Below are 19238 nucleotides of genomic sequence, written 5' to 3'. Positions count from 1 at the left end.
ATAAGCTTGCAGGGGTATTGCTGATGTCTCGACGGATTCTGCCTGTCTTCCTGTGCCTGGCGCTGCCTCTGGGAAGCGGCTGCGCCCGCAGCTATGACGGCACCGTGATCATTCCCAAGCCGCTCGATGTTCGCCGGTTCTGGGACCGGCCTTCGCCGCAGGCGCAAGCCGAACAGTCGCAACTGGAGACCGACGTCTTTCCAGTGGCGCCGCAAACGACGAAAAGGCCGGCGATGCGCAGGAATGCAGCTTCCGTTGCAGCGCCACGGAGGAGGGCCACCAACAACCCACCCGTGCTGTCGCCGGAGCCGACGAAGGCGCTAACTTGCAGGAACGTCAGCGAGCCCGGCAAACGGGCCCGCATGGTCTGCGAATAGCCAGCCGACGTCGGTCGACGGCCCCACGCCTCGAAGCGGCTATCCGGTCAAAAGTTCGCCGTCTCGGAACATCGCCCGCCTGGGTCAGTTCGCCGGGAAAAAGGCCGGCCCGACCACTCTCACCGGCCGTGCGCCGATCGCCCTTTCGATCGACTGATGCTGGGCAGCGCCTTGCACCTCGGCAACCGGCGTTTTTGCCTCTGCAGGAACGGCACCGGCGGTTTCGATCCCGGATTCAGGAATTTCCGCGACGATGCCAAAATCCGGCTTTGCCGTCGGCAAGGGAATGATGGCGTTGGTCATGTTGGCCGGTGTCACGGTTCGTGCCCTGAGTTCGGCGACGCGCCGATAATAGCGCTTGACGTCGCAGGCCTTGAAGTTCGCGTCGTCGCGGTACCGGAACGCGGCAGGTAGCTCCACATAGGGTTTTCCTGACTGGAGCGCGACCATCTCTTCAGTCTCGCGAGTAGCGTCGCTCAGCGTGTAGAGGTCGACGCCGGCATCGTCGCAGATATAGCGGCACTGATCGACCGTTTCCTTCAGATCGTCGCTCTTGGCGAACTGCGATTTTGGCGCGGGGAAGAAATATCCGTCCGACAAGCGAACGCAAAACAGCATCCGATTGCCGCCCATTGTTGCGCCTGCGAACTGGGGTTTGGCTGCTGTGCGCTGCTGCGCCGGCTGTTTCTTGGCAGCGGGGGCGGCGCAGCCCAGTGCGACAAACCTGGCCTTCAATCCGGACGTGTCCCTGCCCGAATTCGACAGTCTGGCGATCTGCCGTTGCACCTCCGCCTTGCTGGCGACCAGGTCGGCGCAGGGGTTGAAGAAGAAGCCGGCCGTTTTCGCCGTGCATCGGCGTTGTCTCTCCAGCTTTTGAAGCGCGGCGAGTTGCCGGCGCAGTTGGGCAAGCTCGGGGCTGGTCCCGCCGCTGCGCCCCGCCGAAAGCAATTGGCTCCTGATAGCACCGCAGCTATCCGCGTAGGAGAAGGATGTGCCGAGCGCAATGACTATTGCCGACACCAGCATCAGAATCGTGAGGAGCCAGAAGCGTGTCATTGGAACGACCATTGTCCTTGTTGCACCGAGAACAGGATTTCTTTGTCGACTATGGATAAGTTCTGGCTAAATCAGTTTTATCTAATTGAAGTAGACCACGCCACCATCGGAGACTTAAGTTCTAGTGTAGTACATCCACTCGCGTGAATTCAATATTACATTTTTATTTCAAGATTGAGACGAACCGGCAGCAACGACGCCCGCCACGGCGAAATTTTGAAGCGCGCGGCTGGTTCCGCACCGCGATCAATCCGGCGTTACCGGCAGGCCGTTGCTGAAACCTTAGCCCCAGGTTCGGCGTTGGGCGGCCAAAGGAGGAGACCGAAGATGTCGATCCACTTCACTGTCGCGGGGCTGACCAGGAATCTGTTCCATTCACTTGGGCTGGACCATGAACGCGCACCAAGGCCACTCGACCACGAGCAGAGGCTTTTGCTGGAGTGCTATCTCGCTGGCCAGATTCCGGAATCGGCCTGGAGCGACTATGTCTTCGAGATGCCGGAACTGGCGCGACATGTCGAGGCCAGACGAAGCCGCCACTAGATCCGAAAAGTGGAATCCGGTTTTTGGAAAGGATCAAGGCGAAGCCTTCACTCGCGGTGCAGCCTGTTCTTGTTTGGGCGAGTTGAATTGCAGAGTGAACACCTTGCCCGGGATGCCTTGAGCCAGCGCCGGTGAAAAGCTCAACGGCAGGCAATGGTCCACGGCCGCGACCGCCGCGTCGACAAAAGCTTGGCGCGCCTTCTCCTCGCCGGCGACACGGATGGCGGTCGGCTTAGGCCGGCCGATCAGCGTGCCATCGCGCCTGAAGCTGAAGCTCAGGGTGACGGTGGAATTCCCGGCATTCGCCGGAGGGGTCCAGCACGCCTGGATGGCAGCCCCGACCTCGGGCATGGTGTTGAGCGTCGCTGCATTCGATTGACCGGTTGCGCCCACCAGCATGGCGCCTGCGATCACGATCATTCCAGCAATGCTTTTCATGGCAGGACCTCTGTCCTTGAACCGCCCTCGAGGACGGGACGAACTTCGATGGTAGGGCCGACAGCGGCGATGACAAGATGGCGGCGACGCGTTTCATCAGCCATGCAGGCGTCGTGAAACGCCGTCTGGCGCAACTTCGGCAGGGGCTGAAATAAGCAAAAGGCCGGCACGCAGCCGACCTTTGCTTCCCATCCGCGCCAGTACATCCGTGGTCGCGGGCTGGAGGTGGATTCAGTAGAAAGGGTTTAGGTTAACGAAACCTTAAGCTCCCCACATCGTGCAAACAGGGGAGATTTAAAAAATCCCCAATTCATTACCGGCTCCTGCAGACGTGCGGACGACCGCTATTGACATCTGCCTCAGGCGTTGGCCTGCGACCTCACATAGGCGATATAGCCGCGCACGTCGCCGGCCGGCTCGGCATAGGCCTTGCCGAGCTTCTTCTCGATCGCCGCCATATAGTCTTTTGCCCATTGGGGCAACGCGTAGTCGATGACGGCGAGGAACTCGAGCGTCGCCGCCAGACGGATGTCGGCGATCGACGGGTCCTTGCCGCCGATGAACGGCTTGCCGTTCCTGAAGAAGGAGTGAAACACCTCCAGCGGCTCGGCTATCGCTTCTATAGCGGCCTTCTGGGCTTCCGACTTCTTGTCGGGATGAGCGTCGCTGTGGCCGACCTCGCCGGCATATTGCGGGAAATTCAGTGCAGGATAGGTGGCGCGCGCCACATAGGGGTAGAGCGTGCCGATCAGGTAGAACATGGCGCTGTCGATCATTGCCCGCTTGGCCGGCGCCTTGGGATATAATTTCTCCAGGCCGTGCTTGTTGGCGAGATACTGCATGATGGCGCAGCTTTCCCACAAGACACCTCTCGGCAGGCCCTTGTCCTCGATCATCGGCGTAAGATGGGCCGGGTTTCGCGCCATGTATTCGGGCGAGCGCGTGAGGCCCCAAACGTCGGTTTCGGAATGGTCGAGCCCGGCGGCGCGTGCAAACACCCGAACGCTCATATTGTTGACGCTGGGCTTCAGCATGCTGAGCGTGAGCGCCGGCTTTTTCGCCGGGCTCGCTTTGGTCTTCGCGGCCTTTTTGGCGGAGACCTTCGTCGCCGGCTTTGCCACTTTCGCCGCTGACTTGGCGGCGGCTTTGGCCGCCGGCTTCGCTCCTGGCCTGGCTGCCTTGGCCGCGGGCTTCTTTGCACTCATGGTTGCTGTCTTTGCCATTATATCCTCCCTTTGTTCGGCGTGCCGTCAGTACGGATTTTTCGGTGCGCGATCCTCCGACAAGGTCGCGCGTGAGCGCTCGACAAGCGCCTGGATCGCATCGGCAAGGTGCACCTCGGCGATGTTGTAGTCGCCACGCGCGACACGCAGCTTGTGCGCCTGCATCAGCACGTCGGCATGGCTGAAGCCGGCCGGCGGCTCGAAGCGGTAGGAGGCGAGTTCGATCAGCAGGCCGAGCGGATCCTCGAAATAGATCGAGTCCATGAAGCCGCGATCCTTGACGCCGCTGTGCTTGATGCCGCGCTCGTCGAGCCGGGCGACCGCCTGCAGGAAGGTGACGCGCGACACCGCAAACGCGATGTGATGCACGCAGCCCGTATCGGTCGGCGTGCGCCGTTTCTCCGGCGTGCGGCTGTCATCGGTGAAGACGGTGATCAGCCGGCCATCGCCCGGATCGAAATAGAGATGGCTTTCGGTGGCTTTGTCGAGGTTGGGCTGCTCGAAGATGAAAGGCATGCCGAGCACGCCCTCCCAGAAATCGATCGAGGTCTGACGCCCGGCGCCGACCAGCGTGATGTGATGAACGCCTTGTGACTGCAGCTTCTGCATCTGACTCCTCCCGGCCACGCCGTCTTGCCGCCGAACGGAAGTTCGGATGCCCAGTCGCGCTTGGATCAGCGCCCGGCATGTGACCGCGCCCGGCCTCGCTCGCCTGCGCTCCGCATTCCGCATCCTGCAGGAGTGCGGCCGGAGCTTTGATGAGCGGATGCTAGTTCAATCCGAGGCGTTGCGCCAGAAGCGCTGAGTTTCAAGAACTCCAAGCAGGCGCCAAGAGCGCGGACGCCTTCGCCGAGCTCGCCGAAACGATCCGTCGCCGGCAGCTGTAATGGTGCGGCAGCCCGCAGGTCGCTGGGTTCCCGAGCAGCCGGTTTGGCGACGGCAGGTCAAAGGGGCCTCGTTGACGCATGCCGCGCCTGGTTCGGATTACCGGCATCCGTGGCCCCTTAGACGAAAATCACATATTCTCCATCGGCACATCGGGATCGACATGTCCCCCATCGGCAGTGATCTTCAGCCTTGAGAGGTAGTGCTCCCATCCCCTTCGGTGGCTGTCACGCTCCTTTGCGTTCGGCAGTCCGCTATGCGTGAAGCGGATCAGTGTCCCCGCATCCCTCGCGATCAGGTCGATCTCGACATGGCTGGAGCCGGGCGGCACGGTCTCGTTGTCTTCCCAGCCAAAACTGTAGGCAAGACGGTGGACCGGGATCACCTCGGTGAACTCACCGCGCGCCATATGGCGACCACCGACATTGACGAGGAACAGACCGCCCGGCGATGCATCCAAATTCGCTTCGGTCCCGATCCATCGCACGATCTGGTCCGGATCCGTCAAAAGCGCGAACACGGTCGCTTGTGGCGCCGCGACCTCAATCTCTGTGTAAACCGATTCCGCCATCGCTCACTCCAGGTCACATCCGCATCGAATGCCGTGCAAGCGAATATGGGGAGTTGCAAGACGATGTTCGAGGCGTAAGCATAAGCCGGTGCCGAGTGATCTTCTACCGATGCTTCTCGCAAACTCGCTTTCATTCCTTCTGGACGACGCCGCGCATATTGGCGACGGTGGCCGACTTCTATTGCAGCTCTCAACGCATTTGATGGAAGACGGCTTGCCAATCATCGCCGGCGCACTGGCGCAGGATGCTCCCGACCCGATTATCTCACGCCGCATCTGGCTCTGGCGAGCGCCTGGGGGTGAAGTGGTCGAGGCTTTGGGGATAGGCGCCGACCGCCAGAATGCCGATCCCCTGCTCGTGCTGCGGGAGTGGCTTGGCACGACGCGGGCGATCGTGTTCGACGAGCGAGCGGGCGGTGTCGCACCGACTTTGGTGTGGGCGTTCGACCATACTCCGGATGATGCGCAGTCAGAGCTGCTGCGGCAAATCTCCCGGTTTGCTGCGGCTCCGATGACCGCGCTCGCAGAACGGTCCGCGAAACGCGCATTGCTCGAAGCATATTTGGGAAAGCGCAGTGCAGCACATGTGCTCAACGGTCATTCTCGTCGAGTAAAGGGAGAGACGATCCGGGCTGCGCTTCTGTGCGCGGACCTTCGAGGTTTCACTGATTTATCCGAGGTTTATGATGCAGACGAGATCGTATTGGTACTTGATGCCTGGTTCGATTGCGTCGCCGGCGCGGTGCACGCATTTGGTGGTGAGGTTCTCAAGTTTATAGGTGATGGCGTCCTCGCGATTTTCCCGATTGGCGAGCGCGATGCAAATGCCGCATGTGACGCTGCGGTCCGAGCCGTGAAGGCTACGCGCGCTGGGATAGATCATCTCAACCAAACTCGGCGCCGCAATGGCGGCCCTGAGCTCGGATATGGCATTGGCCTGCATGTCGGCGAGATACTCTGGGGGAATATCGGCACTGCCGGCAGGTTGGACTTCACCGCGATCGGCAAGGCTGTAAATCTTGTCAGCCGCATCGAAGGGCTGTGCAAGCCGTTGGGACGGACGGTGCTCGCGTCGACAGTGTTCGAGGCAGAAACTACCGAGCGGATGATCGCCATGGGCAGTCATCCGCTCGGAGGAATAGCAGGCGCGCAAACGCTTTTCGGCTTGCCGGAATAGATCGAATGGTTGAGCGCGCCGTGGATGTGCCGTTCGCAGCATATCTTAGTATCGTGCGAAGCCATGACTGAGAGAAATTCGAACGGCAAAGAAGCTACGATACTGCAACTGGAGTATGGCGCGTTTAGAGCCCAGCCATGCGCGTCGCGCGCAGCTTCGCTGGCCGGTGCTAAGGGCCGAGTATTCCCGGCATCCACCCTTCAAGGGAGAGGCGCCTTCGCCGAGCTCGCCAAAACGATCCGCCGCCGGCAGCTGTAGCTCAGGTCGGCTCCAGGCGGTGCCGACCAGCGTGATGGACGCCTTGCGATTGTAGTTTCTGTATCTGGGTCCCCCCGCGTGGCATCGACTGCCCTGGTCAGCGCGACGTTCTGCGCGCCGCTAAGCGGTGCCTCAAGACCCATGATGCAATGCTAATGCAATCGGCTCCGCTGCGCCAGAAGCGGCAATGAGCCAAACCCGCCGCGACCTAAGGCGATGGACCGGATTGATGGTTTGCCGAGAGCTTGGAGAGACTTGGTACGCCCAAGGGGAATCGAACCCCTGTTCCCGCCGTGAGAGGGCGGTGTCCTGACCGCTAGACGATGGGCGCGTTCAAGAACCGGCGATATAGGCTGACGGCTGGGAAAAAGCAACTAGGCTCAGGGCCACTGCTCGCACAGACGAAATATCCGCTGCACGCTTATCGTTTTGGCTCAATCAGGTCCCAGAGATTTCCATAAAGGTCGGCGAAGACCGCGACCGTGCCATAAGCCTCGTGGCGTGGCGGTTCGCGGAACTCGACGCCTTTTTCGAGCATCAGCGCATGGTCGCGGGCAAAATCGTCGGTTTCGAGGAACAAAAAGACCCGCCCGCCGGTCTGGTTGCCGACGGCGTGCCTTTGCGCATCGCCGGATGCCTCGGCGAGAAGCAGCCGCGCGCCCTGCCCTTTGCCCGGCGTGATCGTGACCCAGCGTTTGCCGCCGCCGAGATCGATATCTTCGGTGAGCACAAAACCCAGCCGGTCGACATACCAGGAAATCGCCTCGTCATAATTTGCGACGACAAGCGCGACCGTGGCAATGCTGCGGTGTTCGGCAAAACCGGTCATTTGTTCCTGATCGCAAAACGGCCGACGATGCGGCGCTCGGTAATGTCATAGACGAAGATGGCGCGGCTGCCGTCGGGCAGCTCGGCGTCAATCGAAAGGTGATTGCCGGAGAGCGATTGGCTGATCACCCTGGCGCCGACCGGCAGCACGATGTCGCCGTTGACCGGTTCGCCGATCGGCACCTGGAAGTCACTGGTCAACGGCGGGGCGGCAGGCGGCGCGTTGCGCGCTTTGTAGACAAGTGCTGCTATCACCACCATAAGGGCGAGGAACAGCAGGCCGAGATTGATGGCGACGAAGCGGACGAGCTTCCTCCGCACCTTTTCGACCTCGGGGTCGAGTGGCTTTTCCTCGTCTTCGTCGGCAAGCGGCCGGGCCATGGCAGCAGATTCCGGAACTGTTTTCGATGAGCGCTCATAACGAAGAGGCCAGACAATTAATAGGGGCCGGACCGATCGTACTGGAGGCGGGCGCCGATGCCGCCGGCCAGCGGCTCGACCAATGGCTGGCGGCCAAGCTCGGCCCCGACATGTCGCGCAGCCGGGTGCAGATGCTGATAAAGCAAGGCGCGGTCAGGATCGGCGGCAGGCAGGTCGAAGAGACGAAGCGCAAGATGGCACAAGGTGACAGCGTGTCGGTCGACATGCCGGAGCCTGAACCGGCGGCGCCGCAAGGCGAAGATATTGCGCTGGACGTCCTCTACGAGGACAACGCGCTGATCGTCATCAACAAGCCGGCCGGGCTGGTCGTACATCCCGGCGCCGGCAACTGGACCGGTACGCTGGTCAACGCGCTGATCCATCATTGCGGCGACAGCCTGTCCGGCATCGGCGGCGTGAGACGGCCGGGCATCGTCCACCGCCTCGACAAGGAGACCAGCGGCGTCATGGTCGTCGCCAAGACCGACCGCGCCCACAAGGCGTTGTCGGAGGCCTTTGCCGACCACGGCCTGACCGGCGATCTCGAGCGCGCCTATCTGGCGTTGGTCTGGGGCATACCGGCAAGGCCGACCGGGACGGTCGACGCGCCGCTCGGCCGCGCCGCCGACCGGGTACGCCGTGTCGTGGTGCCGCAAGGCCGGGACGATGCGCGCCATGCCATAACGCATTTCACCGTCGTCGAGCGCTTTGGCGAGCAGCAGCAGGAATTCGCCACGGCGAGCTTGGTCGAATGCCGGCTGGAGACCGGTCGCACCCACCAGATACGCGTCCACATGGCCCATATCGGCCATCCGGTGATTGGCGACCCCGAATACGGCCAGGCTTTCCGCACCAAGGCCAATCGGTTGCCCGAGCCGCTAAAGAGCAAGGTAAAGGCGTTTCCGCGACAAGCTTTGCACGCCCGCCTCCTTGCATTTCGCCATCCCGATACCCATCTAACGATGAGGTTCGAAGCACCGATACCGTGGGACATGGAGGAACTCGTCGACGGCTTCCGCAAGCTCTGAACCAACCACCTGAAAACCTGACCGGCGTTGTTCACTTCAGCGTGACACACTGTTTCGTGTTGAACAAATGCCTGTCTTTCTGGTTTTGTTCCTATATATGTCGGTTGGCGCGAATGTGCCTTTGGCATTCGTGCCACATGCCCGCCGCGTTTCGGGGGCATCACTCCAATAGAGAGGGGGCGCTATCATGGCCCAGTCATTACCCAGTATCGTTTCCGGCGAAGGCGGTCTCAGCCGCTACCTGGAAGAAATCCGCCGCTTTCCGATGCTTCAGCCGCAGGAAGAGTACATGCTCGCCAAGCGCTACGCCGAGCATGAGGACACCACGGCTGCGCACAAGCTCGTCACCAGCCACCTTCGGCTCGTCGCCAAGATCGCCATGGGCTATCGCGGCTACGGCCTGCCGATCGGCGAAGTGATCTCGGAAGGCAATGTCGGCCTGATGCAGGCCGTCAAGAAATTCGAACCGGAGCGCGGCTTCCGTCTCGCCACCTATGCGATGTGGTGGATCAAGGCCTCGATCCAGGAATACATCCTGCGCTCGTGGAGCCTGGTCAAGATGGGCACCACCGCCAACCAGAAGCGCCTGTTCTTCAACCTGCGCAAGGTGAAGGGCAAGATCCAGGCGCTCGATGAAGGCGATTTGAAGCCCGACCAGATCACCGAGATTGCCACCCGGCTGAACGTCTCGGAAGCGGAAGTCGTGTCGATGAACCGCCGTCTGTCGGGCGACGCCTCGCTCAATGCGCCCATCCGGGCCAGTGAAGGCGAGTCCGGCGAATGGCAGGACTGGCTGGTCGACGACCACGAAAGCCAGGAAGAGATGCTGATCGAGCAGGACGAGCTGGAAAACCGGCGCGGCATGCTGTCCGGCGCTCTTGCCGTGCTCAACGACCGCGAACGTCGCATCTTCGAGGCGCGCCGCCTCGCCGATGAGCCGTTGACGCTGGAAGAGCTGTCGGCCGAGTTCGATATCAGCCGCGAGCGGGTGCGGCAGATCGAGGTGCGTGCCTTCGAGAAGGTGCAGGACGCGGTCAAGGCCGCGGCCAAGCGCCAGACGCAGGCGTTGCGCACGATTGAGGCGCAGCCGGCGGCGTAAGGCCTCCAAGAGAACCAAAAAACGGCGGCGTCAGGTAACTGGCGCCGCCGTTTTTCTAAAGCGCGTCGCGTTCGACCGGCGGCGCCTTCGCGGATCTCCGATCCGCCGCCGTAACTGCCGTAGCCTCGCCATGGCGTCCGCAGACGATCGCATTGGTAGCGGCATTACCGCAATTTCCCCCAAGCCCTGAAAACCGTAACGCTGCAAGCTGTGGCGTCGACATTCCGGCGCCGACCGGGGCATTCCATAACCCGGCGCTCGCAGCAAGTGACGCGATAACGGGCCGCTGATAACGGGCCGCTGGGGCTGCCTCAGGCAGTTGGAGCTCGTCTGTTGGACACGAAAGGGAGTATGACGATGACGATTTCCCCGTTTCTGACCGCTCTTGGATCCGAAGGTCCCCCAGCCGATCGGGCGAAAGACATGGCCCTCTATGGATGGCTAATTGGAAGCTGGGAAATGGACTCGGTCCACTATCTCGACGACGGCACAATCCAGAAATGGGATGGCGAATGCCATTTTGGCTGGGTGCTCGAAGGCCGCGCGATTCAGGACGTTTGGATCAGGCCCAAGCGCCCTGCGCCGTCCACGATGTACGGCACGACCCTGCGCATCTTCGACCCTGGAATCGATGGCTGGCACATCATATGGAACGACCCGCTCAACCGGGATCACTCGCGCCAGATCGGCCGAGCCGAGGGTAAGGACATTGTCCAGCTCGGCGATGACTCGCGCGGCCTGAAAACTTGTTGGCGTTTCACAGAGATCACTGCCAACAACTTCCATTGGATCGGCGAGGAAAGATCTTCCGAGGGCGACCCTTGGCAAATCACGTATGAACATTTAGCCCGCCGAACAAAACCCTGACGCTGAGTAAACACCTAGCTGGCGTTCTGCGCCGCTCCTCATCCGGCTGCCGCCACCGTCTTCCCGCATGGACCTATCGGATTCAAACATCGCAAAAATCGAATCAGGATCAATAACTTGGATGACCGTCGCAGAACGATGAGGGCGGCGCCAAGTTTGGGTGGCACTGTAGTGCCAGCGACCCATCTCCTCACAGGCAATCGAGCGGAAACTTCAGATAGCGCCGCCCGTTGGATTCCGGTTCCGGCAGGCGTCCGCCGTTCATGTTCACCTGCAGCGCGTGCAGGATCAGCCGCGGCATCGGCAACGTCCTGTCGCGGGCTTGGCGGAGCGCGACGAAGTCGGCTTCCGTCCTGCCGCCGGCAACATGGATGTTGCCGGCTTTCTGCTCCGCGACCGTGCTTTCCCAGCGCGCTTCACGACCGCCCGGCTGGTAGTCGTGACCGACGAACAGACGTGTCTCGTCCGGCAGCGCCAGGATGTCCTCGATCGAACGCCAGAGCCGCTCGGCACTGCCGCCCGGAAAGTCTGTCCTGGCGGTGCCGCTGTCCGGCATGAACAACGTGTCGTGGATGAAGGCGGCGTCGCCAATGACGTAAGTGATCGAGGCCAGTGTGTGGCCCGGCGAGAACAGCACTCTCGCCGGAAGGCCGCCGACCGAAAAAGTTGCGCCGTCGGCGAATAGCCTATCCCATTGGGAACCGTCGGCGGAGAACTCCGGCCAGTTGTAGATCACCTTCCACAATTTCTGGACGTCGATGATCTTTTCGCCGATTGCCGTCGGCGCTCCGGTTCTCCCCCTCAAATAATGGGCGGCGGAGAAATGATCGGCATGTGGATGCGTGTCGAGGATCCACTCGACCTCCAGCCCGCTTTCCCTGACGAAGTCGAGCAGGGCGTCGGCGTTCTTCGTTGCCGTTGCACCGGACCTTTCGTCGAAGTCGAGCACCGGATCGATGATGGCGCATTTGCGGGTCGCCATGTCGGCGACCACATACTGGACGGACCCGCTCGGCTCGTCATAGAAGCCGGTGACCTGCGACCTGGCCGATAATGCGTCCAATCCCAGCCTCCTTCGCCCCTCACCACGGCAGGAAGGATTTTCTCTGCCACGGCAAATGAAAGGCATGGTTGTCCGTCAACCAGGCGCCGTCAAGCACCCCATGCTCATAGGATCAGGAAAACCGAAAATTTCTCCGTGCCGCCCCTGCCTGCTCAGGCGGAAGGCTGCTTGGTCTTCCTGAGATATGGCAGGATCGTCTCATAGGCACCGAAGCGCTTGATGGCATCCTCATTGGAGACGGCAGCGGTGATGATGACGTCCTCGCCCTGCTTCCAGTTCGCCGGCGTCGCCACCTGGTGCTTGGCGGTCAGCTGCATGGAATCGATGGCGCGCAGGATTTCGTCGAAGTTGCGGCCCGTCGTCATCGGATAGGTGAGAACCAGCTTGATCTTCTTGTCGGGCCCGATGACGTAGACCGAACGCACCGTGGCATTGTCCGCCGGCGTGCGGCCTTCCGAGCTCTCGCCGGCACCCGCCGGCAGCATCTCGTAAAGCTTGGCGACCTTGAGATCCTTGTCGCCGATCAGCGGGTAGTTCAGCGAATGGCCGGTCGCGATCTTGATATCGTTCTGCCACTTTTCGTGGCTTTCGACGGGATCGACCGAGATGCCGATGATCTTGACGTTGCGCTTCCTGAACTCGCCTTCGAGCCCGGCCATCGTGCCGAGTTCGGTCGTGCAAACCGGCGTAAAGTTCTTCGGATGGCTGAACAATACCGCCCAGCCGTCGCCGATCCATTCATGGAAGCTGATCGGTCCTTGCGTGGTCTCCGCGGTGAAGTCCGGTGCGATGTCGTTGATGCGAAGGCTCATGGCGTGTCCCTACCTGTTTGGCTTGCCGCTGGCATTGAACGCCCCACCGGCTTGCTTGCATTTCTAACACTGCGGCGTCATCCTTCAAGTGGCTGTTGACGCTAGGATAGTGGCCGGCCTCAAAAAAAAATTTTTGTCACTTAGGCGGGAAATACAGCAGTGATTTCCGCGCTGGCGAAAAAGCACCGGAGGTTGGTTAAACGTGCAGGCATTTCCGCCGATTGTTCGGCTCATATGTTGCCCATTCCGCCGTTAAGTGGCGTCGGGTCGATGAGGCGACGCGACGCGCTACGCCTTGTTCACTGCCAGCGTCGTCGCCAGGTCTTCCATGCGCTGGGCCAGCGCGCCGAGCGCTCCGGTCAGCACGGAATCATTCTTATCGGCCTTGGTCAGTGCATCGTCGCGCGTCTTGCGCAGCGTCAGCACTTCGCTTTCCATGCCCTTGACGCGCTTTTGCAGTTCCGAAAGCTCGTCCATGACCATGATGCCGGCCATCACGGTCAGCCGCTGGTCGCCGATCTCGCCAAAAGAATCCTTCAGATGCGAGACATAGCGGTCGAAGCGCTCGGCAAGATCGATCAGATGCTCTTCCTGGCCCTCGTCGCAGGCCATCCGATATTGCTTGCCGTCGATGGAAACCGTGACTTGTGCCATTAGCCTACCTGTCCAGTACCGCGCGGATGGTCTCCATGGCTGTCACCAGCCTTCGCGACACTTCTTTGTTGGCATCTTCCAGCCGTTCGGCGCGAGCTTCGGAATTGTCGAGCTCCTGCGCCAGCCGCGAGCGGTCGGCGTTCATCCGCTGCACTTCGGCCTCGGCTTCCGAATAGTCCCGCTCGTGCTCGAGCTTGGCCGCGACGGCGTTTTCCAGCCCTTCGATGGCCTTACCCAGCCTGGCAATGACTTCCTTGAGGGTCGTTTCCCCGGTCATGGCTTTCGTCCTGCGCCCTGCCCATCACCGAATCATCCACGTTCAGAACGCGTTATCCCTGAAACATTACCCGTCGTGTGAACCGCACGTCAATAAAGCTGTCGCGACTGTCCCCTGCTAACGCTAATGTAAGTCGCGCATGGCCATCACAAGACCGGCAAAAGCACACCGATTTGTTGACTAAAAGGCCGCGCCTGCTATGTGTCGCGCACCTTTTTCAAGGGCTTTCCCAAGGCCCAAACCCCCATTTTGGAGGAAGTATGACCTCGCGCGAACAACATGACCGGATGGCCAATGCGATCCGTTTTCTCGCCATGGACGCCGTCGAGAAGGCAAATTCCGGCCACCCCGGACTGCCCATGGGCTGCGCCGACATCGCCACGGTGCTGTTCACCCGCTTTCTCAAATACGATCCGAAAAACCCGCATTGGCCGGACCGCGACCGCTTTATCCTGTCGGCCGGCCACGGCTCGATGCTGCTTTACTCGCTGCTCTATCTGACCGGCTACGAAGACATCACCATCGACCAGATCAAGCAGTTCCGCCAATTGGGGTCGAGGACGGCGGGCCACCCGGAATACGGCCATGCCGCCGGCATCGAGACGACGACCGGCCCACTCGGCCAGGGCCTTGCCAATTCGGTCGGCTTCGCGCTCGGCGAGCGCATCATGAATGCCGCTTTCGGCAAAGATCTCGTCGACCACTACACCTATGTGCTGGCCGGCGACGGCTGCCTGATGGAAGGCGTATCCCAGGAAGCCATCGCGCTTGCCGGGCATCTGAAGCTGAACAAGCTGATCGTCTTCTGGGACAACAACAACATCTCGATCGATGGCCCGGTGTCGCTCGCCGATAACACCGATCAGGTCGCCCGCTTCCAGGCGTCCGGCTGGAATGCCAGCCATATCGACGGCCAGGACCCGGAAGCGATCGCCTATGCCATCGAAGCGGCCCGCCACTCCGACAAGCCGACGATGATCGCCTGCAAGACGACGATCGGCTTCGGCGCGCCGACCAAGGCCGGCACCAACAAGGCGCATGGCTCGCCGCTCGGCGCCGAGGAAATCGCCGGCGCCAGAAAATTCTTCGGCTGGGATTATCCGCCCTTCGAGGTTCCGGCCGATATCCTCGACGCATGGCGTACCGCCGGGCGGACCGGAGTCAAGGCGCGCACCGACTGGGAAAGCCGGCTTGCCAAGGCCGACGCCAAATTGCGCGCAGAGTTCGAACGCCGCATCAGTGGCACGCTGCCGGCCAACTTCGACGCCGTCATTGGCGATTACAAGAAGAAGCTCGCCGCCGACAAGCCGAAGGTCGCCACCCGTAAGTCATCGGAAATGGCGCTGGAGGTCATCAACGGCGCCGTGCCCGAAACCATCGGCGGCTCGGCTGATTTGACCGGCTCCAACAACACCAAGACCAGCCAGACCAAGAACATCACCGCCGAGGATTATGGCCAGCGCTATGTCCACTACGGCATTCGTGAGCACGGCATGGCGGCCGCGATCAACGGGCTGACGCTGCATGGCGGCATTATCGCCTATGGCGGCACTTTCATGTGCTTTTCCGATTATGCCCGTCCGGCTATGCGGCTTGCCTCATTGATGGGCATCCGCTCGATCTTCGTCATGACCCATGATTCGATCGGCCTTGGCGAAGACGGTCCGACCCATCAGCCGGTCGAACATCTGGCAGCACTTCGCGCCATCCCGAACCACAATGTCTTCCGCCCGGCCGACGCGGTCGAAACCGCGGAATGCTGGCAGTTGGCCATTGAGTCGGAAAAGACGCCTTCGACATTGGCGCTGACCCGGCAGAACCTGCCGACGGTACGCAACGACTTCGTTGCGGAAAACCTCAGCAGCCGCGGCGCCTATGAACTTGCCGCCGCCAGCGGTGAAGCCGCGGTGACGATCTTCGCTTCGGGCTCCGAGGTCGAGATCGCGCTGGCCGCCCGCGAGGCGTTGGAAAAGCACGGCCACGCGACCCGCGTCGTCTCGGTGCCGTGCTTCGAATTGTTCGATAAGCAGAGCGCCGACTATCGCAGCAGAACGATCGGCAATGCGCCGCTCAAGATTGCCATCGAAGCCGGCATCCGCCAGGGCTGGGATCACTTCATCGGCACCGACGGCATCTTCATCGGCATGACCGGCTTCGGCGCCTCCGGCACTATCGAACAGCTCTACCCGCATTTCGGCATCACCGCCGAAGCAACGGTGAAGGCGGCGGAAGCCCGTCTGCACGGCAAATGAAGGTGAGCCCCGACCGGCAAAGGCTGGTATAGCGGTTTTGCCGGGCGGTGGCGCATTAATCGATTTAAATCCAAGCCTCGGCGGCTGGATTCTTTGCCCGTCCGCCGTTATGAAGCTGCGGACTTGATCTTCGGCCTCCAGCTCCCAGGGAGAGAACAATGACCGTCAGAGTTGCCATCAACGGATTCGGCCGCATCGGCCGCAACATCCTGCGCGCCATCCATGAATCCGGCCGCAAGGATATCGATGTCGTCGCGGTCAACGATCTCGGCCCGGTCGAGACCAACGCGCATCTGCTGCGCTTCGACAGCGTGCATGGCCGCTTTCCGCATGAGGTGACGGTTGACGGCGACCAGATCATCGTCGGCAAGGAAAAATTCAAGGTCACCGCGATCAAGGATCCGACGCAACTGCCCTGGAAGGAGCTCGGCATCGACATCGCGCTCGAATGCACCGGCATCTTCACCGCCCGCGACAAGGCCGTCGCCCATCTGACCGCCGGCGCCAAGCGCGTTCTCGTCTCCGCTCCGGCAGAGGGCGCCGACCTCACCGTCGTCTATGGCATCAACCACGACAAGCTGACCAAGGACCACATCGTCATCTCGAACGCCTCCTGCACCACCAACTGCCTGGCGCCGCTGGCGGCCGTGCTGAATGAGGCGGTCGGCATCGAAAAGGGCATGATGACGACGATCCATTCCTACACCGGCGACCAGCCGACGCTGGACACTATGCACAAGGACCTCTACCGCGCCCGTGCCGCCGCGCTGTCGCAGATTCCGACCTCGACCGGTGCCGCCAAGGCCATCGGCTTGGTACTGCCCGAGCTCAAGGGCAAGCTCGACGGCATCTCCATCCGCGTGCCGACGCCGAACGTTTCGCTCGTCGATTTCAAGTTTATCGCCAAACGGCCGACCACCGTCCAGGAGATCAATGACGCGGTGATCGCCGCTTCAAACGGCAAGCTGAAGGGCATCCTCGCGGTTACCCGTCATCCCAATGTTTCGATCGACTTCAACCACGATCCGCATTCTTCGATCGTGGCGCTCGACCAGACCAAGGTTATGGACGGCAACTTCGTTTCGGTGCTGTCGTGGTACGACAATGAGTGGGGCTTCTCGAACCGCATGGGCGATACCGCCGTCGCCTTCGGCAAGACCATCGCCTGATCGCAGAACCATCTTCTCGACCTGGAAGACGCCCGGCTCAGTCCGGGCGTTTTTCGTTGCAGCACGAACCGCTGACGCACGCTCTGCTGCTTGGGAATGCCAAAACTTTCGACGATCGGCAGCGTGGGGCAAAAAGCCACGCTGCTGCCTTGCAGCGGCCATGTCTTCGCCCCACTCTCCCGTGATGCCGGAGCATATCGACTAGGGGCGACCAACGAATGGAGCATGGTATCTATCTGGTGACGCTTGTTGGAGCAGCACTTGTCGTTGCCGCCGCGTTTTCGAGCTTGATCGCCTTCCGTTTCGGCGCCCCTCTCCTGCTGCTGTTTCTCTGCATCGGCCTCGCCACCGGAACCGACGGTCTCGGCATCCACTTCGACAACGCCCGAGTTGCTTATTTTGCCGGCTCATTGGCGCTGGCGGTCATCCTTTTCGATTCCGGCTTCGGTACGCCGCTCAACGCCTTGCGGCAGGCGGCCGGGCCGGCGCTGTCGCTGGCGACATTCGGCGTCCTTTTGACCACCGGCCTGTTCGGCGCCGCCGCCTATTATCTGCTCGACCTGACCTGGCTGGAATCCTTCCTGCTCGGTGCCGCCGTCGCCTCGACCGACGCCGCGGCGGTGTTCTTCCTGCTGCGCGCCGGCGAGATCAATTTGCGCGAGCGCGTGCGGTCCACGCTCGAGGTGGAATCCGGCACCAATGACCCGATCGCCATCTTCCTGACCATCACGCTGGTCGAGGTCATCGCCGCCAACATCCACCCCGAGGCAAAGGTGCTGGTTACCGATCTTGCCGTCGGTTTCCTGGTCAACATGGGCCTCGGTGCGGTCATCGGCATTCTCGGCGGCATGGCCATTGTGCGTCTTGTCGATCGCCTCAATCTCGATCACGGCCTGCTGCCGATCTTCGTACTGACGCTGTCGCTGATGGTGTTTGCTGCCGCCGGCGCCGTCGGCGGCTCCGGCTTCCTGGCGGTCTATCTCGCAGGCCTGATTGCCGGCAATTCCGATATCCGGGCCGTCACCATCCTCAAGCGCTTCCAGGACGGCATGTCGTGGCTGGCGCAGATCATCATGTTTCTGATCCTCGGCCTGTTCGCGACGCCTTCGCAATTTCCGGCGATCCTGATGCCGGCAGTGCTGCTCGGCCTGTTCCTGATATTTGTGGCACGGCCAATCGCGGTCTGGCTGTGCCTAGTGCCGTTCCGGCTGCCACGCCCGGAAGTCGCCTTTGTCTCATGGGTTGGCCTGCGTGGCGCCGTGTCGATACTGCTTGCCATCACGCCGCTGCTCGGCGGCCTGGACAACGGCCGCCTCATCTTCAACACCGCCTTCATCATCGTGCTGGTCTCGCTGATCATCCAGGGATGGACCGTCGGGCCGCTGGCGCGCCGCCTCGGCCTTATCGTGCCGGCCCGCCTGGGACCGCTCGACAAGGTCGAATTGGAACTGCCGGGGTCCGCCCATCATGAGCTTCTCGCCTACCGCGTGGCACCCGGCAGCCCGGTGGCGCGCGGCGAACGCATTCCGCGCTGGGCGCGGCCATCGCTTGTGTTGCGCGACGGACGCTCGATGCGCTTCCAGGATATGGGCCGGCTGGCGGCCGGCGACCACGTCTACATCTTTGTGCCGGACCGCTATCCGCGCCTGCTCGACAAGCTGTTCGCCAGCCGCGCCGTCGTCGATCCCGAGGATGCGGATTTCTTCGGCGCCTTCGCTGTCGATCCGTCACGCTCCGCCGAGGAACTGGAGACCGCCTATGCGCCGGGCCTGACCGAAGCGGAACGCAAGCTCAGCATCGGCGACCTGGTCACTACGCGGCTCGGCGGCCACGCCGAATACGCCGACCGCGTGCTGCTCGGTCCGATCGAGCTGATCGTGCGCGACGTCGACGACAAGGGCAGGATCACCGGCCTTGGCCTGTCCTTCGAGCCTTCCGCGCCGGTGGCGCGCGTTCCGGTGTTCCTCAGCGCCGGCGAAATCCGCGACCGCATCGCCGCCTTCATCCGCAACCGGCGCAAGCCGGCCGAAGCGCAGCCGGCGGCGGCCGAGCTGGAACCGGTTCCGCAGCCCGTGGCGGAAAAGGCAACTGGCGAAGGCTGACCGCTGTCGACGCTAGCCGCGGAACCCTACCGCCGAGGGCTGAAGAATGGCCCGGCAACTGGCGTGGCGAGCCATATGGTCCGACATCGCCGGAGTCGCGATCGACTGCTCCAAGTCATCTGGCCGAACAGTCGGCAAT

General features: G+C 61.8%; 20 protein-coding genes and 1 tRNA gene. 9 read left to right on the top strand and 12 right to left on the bottom strand.

The window, feature by feature from the left end:
* The first annotated feature begins 23 nt into the window (after window positions 1-23).
* Window positions 24-377, top strand: coding sequence for a hypothetical protein (locus NMG46_RS04695; RefSeq protein ID WP_254816568.1), 354 nt, complete (start codon window positions 24-26; stop codon window positions 375-377).
* Between the two features lie 84 nt (window positions 378-461).
* Here the strand turns inward: NMG46_RS04695 and NMG46_RS04690 are convergent, their stop codons facing one another.
* On the bottom strand, window positions 462-1433 hold the full coding sequence (locus tag NMG46_RS04690) for a DUF2865 domain-containing protein (RefSeq protein WP_254816567.1): 972 nt from the start codon (window positions 1431-1433) through the stop codon (window positions 462-464).
* Between the two features lie 327 nt (window positions 1434-1760).
* Here NMG46_RS04690 and NMG46_RS04685 point away from each other — a divergent pair, with 327 nt between their 5' ends.
* Window positions 1761-1976, top strand: coding sequence for a hypothetical protein (locus tag NMG46_RS04685; protein ID WP_254816566.1), 216 nt, complete (start codon window positions 1761-1763; stop codon window positions 1974-1976).
* 33 nt (window positions 1977-2009) lie between these two features.
* On the opposite strand, the gene NMG46_RS04680 is transcribed toward NMG46_RS04685, so the two are convergent.
* The 4 genes from NMG46_RS04680 to NMG46_RS04665 form a co-directional block, all read right to left on the bottom strand.
* Window positions 2010-2396: a hypothetical protein gene (locus NMG46_RS04680; RefSeq protein WP_352704433.1), complete on the bottom strand. Its 387-nt coding sequence runs from the start codon at window positions 2394-2396 to the stop codon at window positions 2010-2012.
* 377 nt (window positions 2397-2773) lie between these two features.
* Window positions 2774-3637 carry a glutathione S-transferase family protein gene (locus NMG46_RS04675; RefSeq protein ID WP_254816564.1) on the bottom strand — a complete coding sequence of 288 codons (864 nt, stop codon included), beginning with the start codon at window positions 3635-3637 and terminating at the stop codon, window positions 2774-2776.
* 27 nt (window positions 3638-3664) lie between these two features.
* Window positions 3665-4246 carry a VOC family protein gene (locus NMG46_RS04670; protein ID WP_254816563.1) on the bottom strand — a complete coding sequence of 194 codons (582 nt, stop codon included), beginning with the start codon at window positions 4244-4246 and terminating at the stop codon, window positions 3665-3667.
* A gap of 406 nt (window positions 4247-4652) precedes the next feature.
* Window positions 4653-5093, bottom strand: coding sequence for an SRPBCC family protein (locus NMG46_RS04665; protein ID WP_254816562.1), 441 nt, complete (start codon window positions 5091-5093; stop codon window positions 4653-4655).
* Between the two features lie 109 nt (window positions 5094-5202).
* On the opposite strand from NMG46_RS04665, the gene NMG46_RS04660 reads away from it, so the two are divergent.
* Complete coding sequence (locus tag NMG46_RS04660; protein ID WP_254816561.1) at window positions 5203-6270, top strand: adenylate/guanylate cyclase domain-containing protein; 1068 nt, start codon at window positions 5203-5205, stop codon at window positions 6268-6270.
* Between the two features lie 514 nt (window positions 6271-6784).
* Here NMG46_RS04660 and NMG46_RS04655 read toward each other — a convergent pair.
* From NMG46_RS04655 to NMG46_RS04645, 3 genes are all read right to left on the bottom strand, one after another.
* Window positions 6785-6859: transfer RNA gene (locus NMG46_RS04655), tRNA-Glu, on the bottom strand.
* Window positions 6860-6949: 90 nt separating this feature from the next.
* Window positions 6950-7357: a VOC family protein gene (locus NMG46_RS04650; RefSeq protein ID WP_254816560.1), complete on the bottom strand. Its 408-nt coding sequence runs from the start codon at window positions 7355-7357 to the stop codon at window positions 6950-6952.
* Window positions 7354-7737: a fimbrial protein gene (locus tag NMG46_RS04645; protein WP_254816559.1), complete on the bottom strand. Its 384-nt coding sequence runs from the start codon at window positions 7735-7737 to the stop codon at window positions 7354-7356. The genes NMG46_RS04650 and NMG46_RS04645 overlap by 4 nt, the downstream gene beginning before the upstream one ends.
* A 26-nt stretch (window positions 7738-7763) precedes the next feature.
* On the opposite strand from NMG46_RS04645, the gene NMG46_RS04640 reads away from it, so the two are divergent.
* The 3 genes from NMG46_RS04640 (at window position 7764) to NMG46_RS04630 (ending at window position 10770) form a co-directional block, all read left to right on the top strand.
* Window positions 7764-8804: an RluA family pseudouridine synthase gene (locus tag NMG46_RS04640; RefSeq protein ID WP_254816558.1), complete on the top strand. Its 1041-nt coding sequence runs from the start codon at window positions 7764-7766 to the stop codon at window positions 8802-8804.
* 187 nt (window positions 8805-8991) lie between these two features.
* Window positions 8992-9903: an RNA polymerase sigma factor RpoH gene (rpoH, locus tag NMG46_RS04635; RefSeq protein WP_023678514.1), complete on the top strand. Its 912-nt coding sequence runs from the start codon at window positions 8992-8994 to the stop codon at window positions 9901-9903.
* 357 nt (window positions 9904-10260) lie between these two features.
* On the top strand, window positions 10261-10770 hold the full coding sequence (locus tag NMG46_RS04630) for a hypothetical protein (RefSeq protein WP_254816557.1): 510 nt from the start codon (window positions 10261-10263) through the stop codon (window positions 10768-10770).
* A 190-nt stretch (window positions 10771-10960) separates the two neighbouring features.
* Here the strand turns inward: NMG46_RS04630 and NMG46_RS04625 are convergent, their stop codons facing one another.
* From NMG46_RS04625 to NMG46_RS04610, 4 genes are all read right to left on the bottom strand, one after another.
* Complete coding sequence (locus NMG46_RS04625; RefSeq protein WP_254816556.1) at window positions 10961-11833, bottom strand: MBL fold metallo-hydrolase; 873 nt, start codon at window positions 11831-11833, stop codon at window positions 10961-10963.
* A gap of 152 nt (window positions 11834-11985) precedes the next feature.
* Window positions 11986-12645: a peroxiredoxin gene (locus NMG46_RS04620; protein WP_254816555.1), complete on the bottom strand. Its 660-nt coding sequence runs from the start codon at window positions 12643-12645 to the stop codon at window positions 11986-11988.
* 288 nt (window positions 12646-12933) lie between these two features.
* Window positions 12934-13299 (bottom strand): cell division protein ZapA, encoded by a 366-nt coding sequence (locus NMG46_RS04615; protein WP_254816554.1) that lies wholly within the window; start codon window positions 13297-13299, stop codon window positions 12934-12936.
* A 4-nt stretch (window positions 13300-13303) separates the two neighbouring features.
* Window positions 13304-13576, bottom strand: coding sequence for a DUF4164 domain-containing protein (locus NMG46_RS04610; protein ID WP_006200774.1), 273 nt, complete (start codon window positions 13574-13576; stop codon window positions 13304-13306).
* A gap of 260 nt (window positions 13577-13836) precedes the next feature.
* Between NMG46_RS04610 and tkt the strand changes: the two genes are divergently transcribed.
* The 3 genes from tkt (at window position 13837) to NMG46_RS04595 (ending at window position 19099) form a co-directional block, all read left to right on the top strand.
* On the top strand, window positions 13837-15828 hold the full coding sequence (gene tkt / locus NMG46_RS04605; protein ID WP_254816553.1) for a transketolase: 1992 nt from the start codon (window positions 13837-13839) through the stop codon (window positions 15826-15828).
* Between the two features lie 158 nt (window positions 15829-15986).
* Window positions 15987-16997 (top strand): type I glyceraldehyde-3-phosphate dehydrogenase, encoded by a 1011-nt coding sequence (gene gap, locus NMG46_RS04600; protein WP_023678507.1) that lies wholly within the window; start codon window positions 15987-15989, stop codon window positions 16995-16997.
* 218 nt (window positions 16998-17215) lie between these two features.
* A complete protein-coding gene (locus tag NMG46_RS04595) occupies window positions 17216-19099 on the top strand; it encodes a potassium/proton antiporter (protein WP_254816552.1) in 1884 nt (627 codons plus the stop codon).
* Window positions 19100-19238 lie beyond the last annotated feature (139 nt).

This window comes from Mesorhizobium sp. LMG 17147, from assembly GCF_024297145.1.
Classification (GTDB): domain Bacteria; phylum Pseudomonadota; class Alphaproteobacteria; order Rhizobiales; family Rhizobiaceae; genus Mesorhizobium.
The sequence above is the reverse complement of the archived record's forward strand: the minus strand, read 5'-3'. Positions and strand labels throughout refer to the sequence as shown.